Raw genomic sequence first — 8836 nt, forward strand, 5'->3', positions numbered from 1 at the left:
GCGTCGCGAAGGCGGTCCACCGCGCGGCTCATGATCGCCGTCACGATCGCTCACCGCCACCTGCCCTGGTATCAGGCACGATGGGTGCATGCACATCGACCGGTCACCCGCCACCCCGTTCGCGCTCTTCGGCGAGTGGTTGGCAGAGGCGCGCCGCGCCGAAGCGCCAGACCGTCCGTTCTCCGCCACGGCGATGACGCTGTCCACATTGGCGCAGGTCGACGATCGGTGGCGCCCGCGCTCTCGCGTCGTGCTGCTGAAGGACTGGGACGAGCGCGGCTTCGTCTTCTTCACGCACATCGACTCCGACAAGGGCCGTGAGCTCGCCGCATGCCCGCAGGCATCCCTGGTGTTCCACTGGCCCGAACTCGAACGGCAGATCCGAGTGGAGGGCGCGGCGGCACCTGTCGCACGAGCTGAGGTCGAGGCGTACCACGCCACCCGTCCACGCGGATCGCAGCTCGGCGCCTGGGCGTCGCGTCAGAGCCGACCGATCGCGGATCGTGCCGAGCTGGAGGCTGCGGTCGCCCAGGCCGAAGCGCGCTTCGCTGATGCCGACGTGCCGGCGCCCCCTCACTGGGGAGGCTTCCGGATAGCGCCGGAGCGGATCGAATTCTGGCAGGGCAGACGCTCGCGCCTGCACGACCGTCTCGTCTACCGTCGCGGCGAGTCCGGCTGGGCGACGCAGCGGCTGGCCCCATGAGCGCTTCCGCGCCGCGCAGACCTGCGCATGCCGGCGGCTGGGCACCGTGGCGTGCGCCGTCCCCACTGGATGGACGACGTCCGAACCCCGCGGATCTCGCGCACGCGGCAGCGGCGGGTCTCGGCCGCGACGACGTGCTGCCCTACCCGACCGATGAGGAGTCCGCGGACCGCGTGCGGCTGCTGATGGTCGGCATCAACCCCAGTCCGTGGACGGTCGCCGTCAACGCGCCCTTCGCGCGTCCGGGAAATCGCTTCTGGCCGTCTCTGGCCACGGCCGGCCTCACCGACGAGGTGGTGGACGCGTCGCGCGGCCTGTCACCGTCGGACGAGCGGATGCTGGCCACGCGCGGCATCGGCATGACGAACCTCGTCGCCCGCCCGACAGCACGCGCCGATGAGCTCTCGAAGGATGAGCTGCGCGCCGGCGGACGCCGTCTTCTCGAACGGGTGCGGGTGCTGCGCCCTCATGCGGTCGCCGTCGTCGGCATCACCGCGTTCCGCATCGCGTTCGCCATGCCCCGCGCACGTGTGGGCCGGCAGGACACGGATGGGCTCAGCCAGTGGCCGAGGGACATCCCGCTGTGGGTGGTGCCCAACTCGAGTGGGCTGAACGCTCACGAAACGGTCGACAGCCTCGCGGAATGGTGGCGAGAGGTGTGGGCGGCGAGTGCGCCGTCCTCCGGCCGGTCATCGCCGCTGCAGCGCCACGGCGGGCCTGGGTGAGGTCAGTCGTCGTCGGCGGCGGAGTGCGCGGAGTGATCGGCGACGTCGGGTTCGGCGCGGAGCACGTCGGCGATCTCCTCTTCGGGTCGCGGGGCGATGCTCTCATCCGCTTCGAGCTCGGGGATGGTCGGCTCGCGTCTGTCATCTCCGCGGAGTGCCGAGTGGGTCGGATCGGACATCGTCTCTCCCTCAGTCGAACCGAAAGGATACGCCCTAAGCGGCGCGGTAGTGCAGCAGGGTGAAGCCGTTCTCGAAGACGCGGCTCTCGACGAGCCGCAGATCCAGACGCGCATCGTCGGGAATCGCCCGCAGTCCGCCGCCGAGCACTACCGGCACGATGAAGAAGCGGAAGTCCTGCACGAGGCCCGCACGGATCGCGGGCGCGGCGGTCGTCGGCCCGAAGATCTCGACCTCTCCTGGTGCACGCTCGGCGATGCGCGAGATCTCATCGAGGGTCAGGTCGGGAACCAGCCGGTGGTTCTCGCGCGTCATCTTCTCCGCGGTCAGCGTCGACGACGCGGCGACGATGTCGATGCCTAGCCACAGACGAGCGAACTCCCGCTCGTCGTCGCCCCAGTCCTCCCCCTCGGGCTCCGCCTCCCAGTAGTGCATGAGCTCGTACGTGCGCCGCCCGAGGATCTCGGTGGAGATGGCGGCCATCCGCTCGACATGAAGCCGGAACACCTGTTCGCTCGGCGCGCCGAACTGGAAGTCGCCGTCGGGGCCGGCCGCATACCCGTCGATCGAGACGGTCGCGGTGAAGCTCAGAGTTCCCATGTCTCATGGTCGCGCCGTGCGGTCGGGTGCGCAATCACTTCGGCGCATCCGTCGAAGCTGCAGATCGGCGAGCTGTCCTCAATCGCCGGTGCTCTCGACCTGGCAGTGGGGGCAGGACTGTGCGGATGCGCCCGAGAAGACCTGATCGACGATCGTCGTGCCGCACACGGGACACGGCTCCCCGGCGCGTCCGTGCACGAGCATCGACTCGACCTTCGCCTCTTTGAGTCGCTCGGGCGGCTGGCCTCGGCGCGCCTCGACGGCGGTGCGCATGACGTCGACGACGGCGCCGAGCAGCCGGTCCCTCGACGCCTCGTCGAGCTCGGCGGCATGCACCGCCAGGGGCAGCCGGGCTCGGTGCAGGATCTCGTCGGAGTAGGCGTTGCCGATGCCGGCAAGAGATCTCTGCTCCTGCAGCAGTGCCTTGATCTGCTTGCGGCGGCGGCCCAGTGCCCGCTCGAGGTCATCGCGGGTGAAGTCCGGCGACAGCGGATCCGGCCCGAGCGCGGCAATAGTCGCCACGTCGCTCGGTGAGTCGACCACCGAGACGGTGACGCCGAGGAAGTCGCCGGTGTCGACGAGCTGGATCACCGCGTCGTCATCGAGTGTGATGCGGGCGACCTCGGGCGCAGGCTGATCAGGCGCGGAGTCACCGACGGCCTGCCAGCGGATCCATCCATTTCGTCCGAAGCCGATCATCAGCCATCCGTCCGTCGTCTCGACCCCGACGTGCTTCCCGAATCGCGCGATCCTCTCGATCCTCGAGCCGATGAGCGACGCCGGTGGCCGCGCACGCGTCTTGACGATGCGGAACTCGGCGACGTCGACCGCGGCGATGGAGCGACCGATCACCCGCTCATCGAGGAACTCGACGAGCACCTGCACCTCCGGAGACTCGGGCATGCGGCCATCCTTTCACCGGTCGGCGATGCCGGCCATCCCCGTCGACGCGGTCACCATGCGCGCCCGCGAAGGTCGATATCCCCCTCAGGCCACTGTCGTGCGGAGTCCAGGGGGAAGACAAGGATCGGTGCTCCCGCAGGCGTCACGGTCGGTCTTCCCCTGCGATCCACCGATCGCTCCACCGCAGCCACGCGGGTCCACCCGCAGGATCGGTAGAACGGTACGACCGATTCGCGGCATCCCAGGTAGCCGAATTCGACGCCGCCGGCCTCTCTCATCGAGGCGGCTGCTGCGCTCATGAGCCTCTCGCCGAGCCTCAACCCGCGGGCCTGATCGGCGACGAGCACTCCACCGACGCCCGCTATCGCCACGGCCCGCCCGTCAACGCGGATGTCGCGACGCGCCCACCCCACGTGCGCGACGGTTTCGTCGCCGCGGCGCGCGATCACGTGGACGTCGTGCGGCGCATACCCGTACGGCTGGTCCGGATCCCAGTCGCCGAACTCGGAGAGGTACTCCGCGTCGAACAGAGCACGAAGGCCCGCGAGGTCACCGCGCGTCAGATCGCGATGCGACGTGACGGAGATCTCAGGGCTCATCTGATCGACGGCACATCGCTGACGTGTCGGGGTGCGCCGGCCTCAGGAGAAGACAAATGGGACAGTGAACCCGCCAGAGAACAGCACCGCCCCGATACCGACGACCGCCAACGCGACCAGCAGGATGAACGAAAGCGGACGCACCCATCCCCACGATCGTCCGCCCCGGGCCGTGAGGATCAGAGCGACAGTCGGCACGAGCATGAGCCCGCCGAACAGCAGCGCCGGAGCAACACGAACGTCGGGAGCAGGGCACGGGCTCGCGAGCAGACACAGGGTAGGGATGCCCTGGGCGAGCCACATCAGCAACCATGTCGCGAGCAGGATGCCGATCGCGGGCAGAGTTGTCACCGCCCGGCTCACGTGCTGTGCTTGATCAGGCGTCACGCTGCCACATTGGCAGATGCGAGATGCTCGCGCCACCCGAAGACGGAGCTGTCAACGGACGTCACGTGACACTCCGGCGTCAAGAGAAGAGCTGACGCAGCGCATCCAGGTCTCCGGCGTCGACCACCTTCTGCACCGCGTCGATGGTCACCTGGTTCGAGAACATGGGCCTCAACGTGCCGTTCCACACCCTCCGCACGGCGTCGACATCGCCGGCGTCCACGGCCCTGCCGGCCACCTCGATCGCCTGCTGGTACGGGATCTGCAGGAACCCTTCAGGCGCGTCGCGAGGACTGTAGTAGTCCACCCAGGGAGTGTCGGGATTCGGTGTGAGCCAGAGCACCTGGCCGGGGTGGATATCCCGCCGGTGATTCATCGAGCTGATCGTCGGGTACGCGCAGAGCCGTTCTGCGACGACGGCCTCGACGTCGCCCGGCGCGACGGTGTAGGTGACAGGCGTGCCGTTCTCGTCGACGCCCACCTCCCCCTGCGCGAACTCTCGCGCGCCTCGGTCCCGGAGAGTTCCTTGGCGCTTCCAATACAGACCGTCGCTATCGCCGATGACCTCGGACAGACGCCTGCAGGCTTCCGCCTCCGTCGATTCCGGCGTCGGCGCCGGTTCTGCGACCGGCTTGGTGATCACTGTCGAGGTCGGAGACGGTTCGGCCGCTCGAGTCGGGGCTGTGGTGGTGCACCCGGCGAGCAGTGTCACGGTCAGCCCGAGTGCGGCCACGGCGACGGGAAGCCTGGCTGTGATCATGACGCCATGTTGGCAGAACGTCCGTGCGCCATCCACCAGGTCTCGCAGCATGGAGCATCTGCCTCGAGCCCGACGACAATGGCTTCATGACAGAGCACACGCGCAGGCGACTGAACTTCCTCGTGCTCGGACACTCGCCCGACGGTGCGACCGGTTGGCCGCATCCGGCGACGATCACCGTGCACCCTCGCCGCGAGACGACCCTGATCAACTTCTCGATGGGTCCGCACATCGCGAATGTCGGCGGACAGGTGCCGATCACGCGCGTGATCCACGACGGTGAGCTGAACGAGACCTTCGCCGAGGAATTCGACGCCTGCGAGGCACGGTGGCTCGTCCCACATCTGGCCCGGCTCGCCGCGGGCGAGGACGTCACAGAAGACGACCTCGCCCTGGCGTATCAGGCGCGGTTCGGTCGCCGCCCGCAGACGGAGACATCGACCGACACCACGTTGTGAGCGGAGCGCATCTGCTGCCAGGCGCCGAAGCACACCGCTGCAGCACCTTACCGATCGGCGTCTCACGGCAGGAGCGAGCAAGCAACCCAGGTTGACAATCCGTCATTTAGCAACGTAGGTTGACGGCATGGAGTCTCCGCTGATCGCAGCAGTCGCGGCCGATACCAGCGACCCGAAAGCAGGATTGCGGGCCGTAGCGTCCCTGCGCGCGCTCGCGGACACCCTGGAACTTCGGCAGGTCGAGGCCGCGTTGCGCTCGGGCATGAGTTGGCAGGCGATCGCCGACGCGCTCGGAGTGACTCGTCAAGCCGCCCACAAGAAGCACTCCAAGAGAATAGACCCCGCGATCTCGACGCCCAGGAGGAACAAATGAACAAGCTCGTCCGTGCCGCCCAGACCAGCCAGTCGCTTTCCCTGACCGCCATGGAGGAAGCATCCCGGCTCGGGCTCCGCGAGGCCGACATCGACCACCTGTTCCTCGCATTGGTCATCAACGATCAGCCCGCCGGCCGCGCACTGCGCGAGCTGGGTATCGACATCGACAGCGCTCGTCTCGCCGTCGACGAACAACGGAATGCACAGCTGGCCTTGCTCGGCATCGAGGCGTCGTTCCCCGAGGCCGGGCGCATCGTGTTCCACGAGACGGATGGGTACGAGTGGACTCCTCGTGCTCGGGATCTCATCGCGAAGTCCAGCAGCAAAGGCAAGCCGGGCGACGCTGCAGCCGTGCTCCGGGAACTGGTCGCGGAACCCAGCGGGCTGATCACGGATGTCCTTGGGCGCCTTGGCACGACATCCGATGTGATCATCGAACGTCTCGATCGGGCCGACTCACCCTCTATGAAGTCCATGGACGTCGCAGCGAAAGCGAAGGGGCGGATCACGGGAACGACTGAGACTTTCGTATCCGCACCGCTGGACGAAGTGTGGGCTCTTCTCACAGATCCCGCACGTATTCCCGAGTGGGAACCGAGCATCGGCATCCTCGATCGGACCAGTCAAGAAGCGACGCCAGGCACGGTCTGGGATGCCGTTGCACCCGCAACCTATCCAGACGGCAAGCCCGTGAAGATCAAGCCTCAGTTTCGTCGACGCAGTGTTGAACTCATCGCAATTCACCAACCGGACAGGATCGCGTGGAGCTTCGGATATCCCGACGTCGCACATAGCAACTCGGTTCTGACTGAATTCGCCTTATCGCACGCGATCGGCGGCACACAGGTACGGATCAGCAGGTCCTGGTCGCGACGCAAAGGGTGGCGAGGACTTGTCGCATGGCCGCTGCGTCCAATCCAGAAGTTCCTGGTGTGGATCACCCTGTTCCAGACCGGCAGCGCGATCAGCCGAACTTTTCGCTAGCCCCAGGCTGCGGCGACTCGTTGCGGGTCGCACATGAATCGAGTGCCCGGATCTCCCTGCGGGAGATCCGGGCACTCGAACCAGACGTTGAGGCGGAACGCGACTAGACGTTGAAGCGGAACTCCACCACGTCGCCGTCCTGCATGACGTAGTCCTTGCCCTCCAGGCGCGCCTTGCCCTTCGCACGAGCCTCGGCGACCGACCCGGTCGCGACGAGGTCCTCGAACGAGATGACCTCGGCCTTGATGAAGCCCTTCTCGAAGTCGGTGTGGATGACACCTGCCGCCTGCGGCGCCTTCGCACCCTGCGGAATCGTCCACGCACGCGACTCCTTGGGTCCGGCGGTGAGATAGGTCTGCAGGCCGAGCGTCGCGAAGCCGATGCGGGCGAGCTGGTCGAGACCCGACTCGCTCTGGCCGGTCGCCTCGAGCAGCTCCTGCGCGTCTTCGGGGTCGAGCCCGATCAGCTCCGACTCGATCTTCGCGTCGAGGAACACGGCCTGCGCCGGCGCGACGAGAGCCTCGAGCTCGCGCTTCTTCGCCTCGTCGGTGAGCACCGACTCGTCGACGTTGAACACGTAGATGTACGGCTTCGCCGTCAGCAGGCCGAGCTCCTTGATCGGCGCCAGGTCGATGCCCGCAGTGGAGAGCAGCTGGCCGCGCTCCAGGGCATCCTTCGCCGCGTTCGCGGCATCCAGCACCGACGGGTCGGTCTTCTTCTGCTTCACTTCCTTCTCGAAGCGCGGCAGCGCCTTCTCGATCGTCTGCAGATCGGCGAGCATGAGCTCGGCGTTGATGGTCTCCATGTCGCCCTTGGGGTCGACGGTGCCCTCGACGTGCACGACGTCGTCGTCGACGAAGCCGCGCACGACCTGAGCGATCGCGTCGGCCTCGCGGATGTTGGCCAGGAACTGGTTGCCCAGACCCTCCCCCTCGCTCGCACCGCGGACGATGCCGGCGATGTCGACGAACGACACGGTGGCGGGCAGGATGCGCTCGCTGCCGAAGATCCCGGCCAGCACCTGCAGGCGCGGATCGGGCAGGTTCACCACGCCGATGTTCGGCTCGATGGTCGCGAACGGGTAGTTCGCCGCGAGCACGTCGTTCTCGGTCAGCGCGTTGAAGAGGGTGGACTTGCCGACGTTGGGCAGACCGACGATTCCGATAGTAAGAGCCACGGGATACGAGTCTACCGGCGGGAATCCTTCCGCAGAGCCGGTGAGGTCAGCCGCGCAGCGCCCGGAATGCCCAGGTCACGTACGGCACGTCGATGCTCGACTCCTCATCCAGCCCCAGTTGGTCGAACAGGTCGTCCATTCCCCGCCGGATGCTCGTGCGCTCACTCTCCGACGCGGTGATGAGGTGGCTGCGCGACGCGGCCATCCGGTGCAGCTGGGCACGCGTCATCGACCGCCGCCACTCCCACCGCTCGCCGTCCAGCGGGCCGAACGGCGAGGCGACGGTGGGACCCCCGGCGTCGAGCATCTCCTCCGCGGCGCTCGCGCGCATGATCGCCGTGAGCCGGCGCACCCAGTCGACGCGGTCGTCGCGTGCGTTCCAGATCAGCCCCAGCGTCCCACCCCGGCGCACCACCCGCCCGATCTCCGCGGATGCGGTGACGGGATCGACCCAGTGCCACGCCTGCCCCAGCACGACCGCGTCGACACTGGCATCCGGAAGCGGCAGCGCCTCAGCCGTGCCGAGGAACGTCGGCACACCCGGCACCTGCTCGCGCAGCTTCGCGAGCATGGCAGCATCCGGATCGATGGCGACGACCTCGGCGTCGCGCGCCTCGACGACCACCCGGGTGAGCTTGCCGGTGCCCGCGCCGACATCCGCGAGCCGACGCGAACCCTCGGGCATGCGCTCGAGCATCCACGCGACCGCCTCGAACGGATAGTCCGGCCGAGCCGCCTCGTAGCTGTCGGCTTCGGCGCCGAAGGATGTCGCTCGCGAATCGCCCATGTTCGTCAGCCTACGGCGAGTCTGCAGCCCGGCATCCGGATGCCGCGCGATGGTGGATCCGTGCCACTGGACTTCACCGCGATCGACTTCGAGACGGCGAACTCCAGTCCCGCCTCCGCCTGCTCCGTCGGACTCGTGCGCGTCAGAGACGGCGAGGTGGTCGCACAGCGCCTGTCGGACGACCTGCGGGCGGCGATCGGC

Annotated in this window: 13 protein-coding genes and 1 pseudogene; 6 read left to right on the forward strand and 8 right to left on the reverse strand. The window is 67.7% G+C overall.

Annotation, left to right across the window (positions count from 1 at the left end; all coding sequences use genetic code 11):
• Positions 1-88 precede the first annotated feature (88 nt).
• The gene (gene pdxH, locus RT309_RS02245) at positions 89-703 is read left to right on the forward strand and encodes a pyridoxamine 5'-phosphate oxidase (RefSeq protein ID WP_313354938.1); all 615 of its coding nucleotides are present in this window, start codon (positions 89-91) and stop codon (positions 701-703) included.
• A complete protein-coding gene (locus RT309_RS02250) occupies positions 700-1428 on the forward strand; it encodes a mismatch-specific DNA-glycosylase (protein ID WP_313354940.1) in 729 nt (242 codons plus the stop codon). The genes pdxH and RT309_RS02250 overlap by 4 nt, the downstream gene beginning before the upstream one ends.
• 2 nt (positions 1429-1430) lie before the next feature.
• On the opposite strand, the gene RT309_RS02255 is transcribed toward RT309_RS02250, so the two are convergent.
• The 6 genes from RT309_RS02255 to RT309_RS02280 all read right to left on the reverse strand — a co-directional run bounded on the left by RT309_RS02255 (position 1431) and on the right by RT309_RS02280 (position 4854).
• On the reverse strand, positions 1431-1607 hold the full coding sequence (locus RT309_RS02255) for a hypothetical protein (protein ID WP_313354941.1): 177 nt from the start codon (positions 1605-1607) through the stop codon (positions 1431-1433).
• Positions 1608-1641: 34 nt separating this feature from the next.
• The gene (locus tag RT309_RS02260) at positions 1642-2205 is read right to left on the reverse strand and encodes a dihydrofolate reductase family protein (RefSeq protein ID WP_313354943.1); all 564 of its coding nucleotides are present in this window, start codon (positions 2203-2205) and stop codon (positions 1642-1644) included.
• Between the two features lie 78 nt (positions 2206-2283).
• Positions 2284-3108: a DNA-formamidopyrimidine glycosylase family protein gene (locus RT309_RS02265; protein ID WP_313354944.1), complete on the reverse strand. Its 825-nt coding sequence runs from the start codon at positions 3106-3108 to the stop codon at positions 2284-2286.
• Between the two features lie 50 nt (positions 3109-3158).
• A complete protein-coding gene (locus tag RT309_RS02270; RefSeq protein WP_313354946.1) occupies positions 3159-3707 on the reverse strand; it encodes a GNAT family N-acetyltransferase in 549 nt (182 codons plus the stop codon).
• Positions 3708-3749: 42 nt separating this feature from the next.
• The gene (locus tag RT309_RS02275; RefSeq protein ID WP_313354948.1) at positions 3750-4058 is read right to left on the reverse strand and encodes a hypothetical protein; all 309 of its coding nucleotides are present in this window, start codon (positions 4056-4058) and stop codon (positions 3750-3752) included.
• 115 nt (positions 4059-4173) lie between these two features.
• A complete protein-coding gene (locus RT309_RS02280; protein ID WP_313354950.1) occupies positions 4174-4854 on the reverse strand; it encodes a hypothetical protein in 681 nt (226 codons plus the stop codon).
• A gap of 86 nt (positions 4855-4940) precedes the next feature.
• On the opposite strand from RT309_RS02280, the gene RT309_RS02285 reads away from it, so the two are divergent.
• The 3 genes from RT309_RS02285 (at position 4941) to RT309_RS02295 (ending at position 6671) form a co-directional block, all read left to right on the forward strand.
• The gene (locus RT309_RS02285) at positions 4941-5312 is read left to right on the forward strand and encodes a hypothetical protein (RefSeq protein WP_313354952.1); all 372 of its coding nucleotides are present in this window, start codon (positions 4941-4943) and stop codon (positions 5310-5312) included.
• A gap of 127 nt (positions 5313-5439) precedes the next feature.
• Positions 5440-5685, forward strand: coding sequence for a hypothetical protein (locus RT309_RS02290; RefSeq protein WP_313354954.1), 246 nt, complete (start codon positions 5440-5442; stop codon positions 5683-5685).
• Positions 5682-6671, forward strand: a complete 990-nt coding sequence (locus RT309_RS02295; RefSeq protein WP_313354956.1) for a Clp protease N-terminal domain-containing protein — start codon at positions 5682-5684, stop codon at positions 6669-6671. The genes RT309_RS02290 and RT309_RS02295 overlap by 4 nt, the downstream gene beginning before the upstream one ends.
• A gap of 103 nt (positions 6672-6774) precedes the next feature.
• On the opposite strand, the gene ychF is transcribed toward RT309_RS02295, so the two are convergent.
• Positions 6775-7848 carry a redox-regulated ATPase YchF gene (gene ychF, locus RT309_RS02300; RefSeq protein WP_313354958.1) on the reverse strand — a complete coding sequence of 358 codons (1074 nt, stop codon included), beginning with the start codon at positions 7846-7848 and terminating at the stop codon, positions 6775-6777.
• A 46-nt stretch (positions 7849-7894) separates the two neighbouring features.
• Positions 7895-8635 carry a class I SAM-dependent methyltransferase gene (locus RT309_RS02305; protein ID WP_313354960.1) on the reverse strand — a complete coding sequence of 247 codons (741 nt, stop codon included), beginning with the start codon at positions 8633-8635 and terminating at the stop codon, positions 7895-7897.
• Between the two features lie 60 nt (positions 8636-8695).
• On the opposite strand from RT309_RS02305, the pseudogene RT309_RS02310 reads away from it, so the two are divergent.
• Positions 8696-8836 (forward strand): annotated as a pseudogene (locus RT309_RS02310) (hypothetical protein); the annotation flags it as partial.

It is taken from the genome of Microbacterium sp. (assembly GCF_032084865.1).
Lineage (GTDB): Bacteria > Actinomycetota > Actinomycetes > Actinomycetales > Microbacteriaceae > Microbacterium.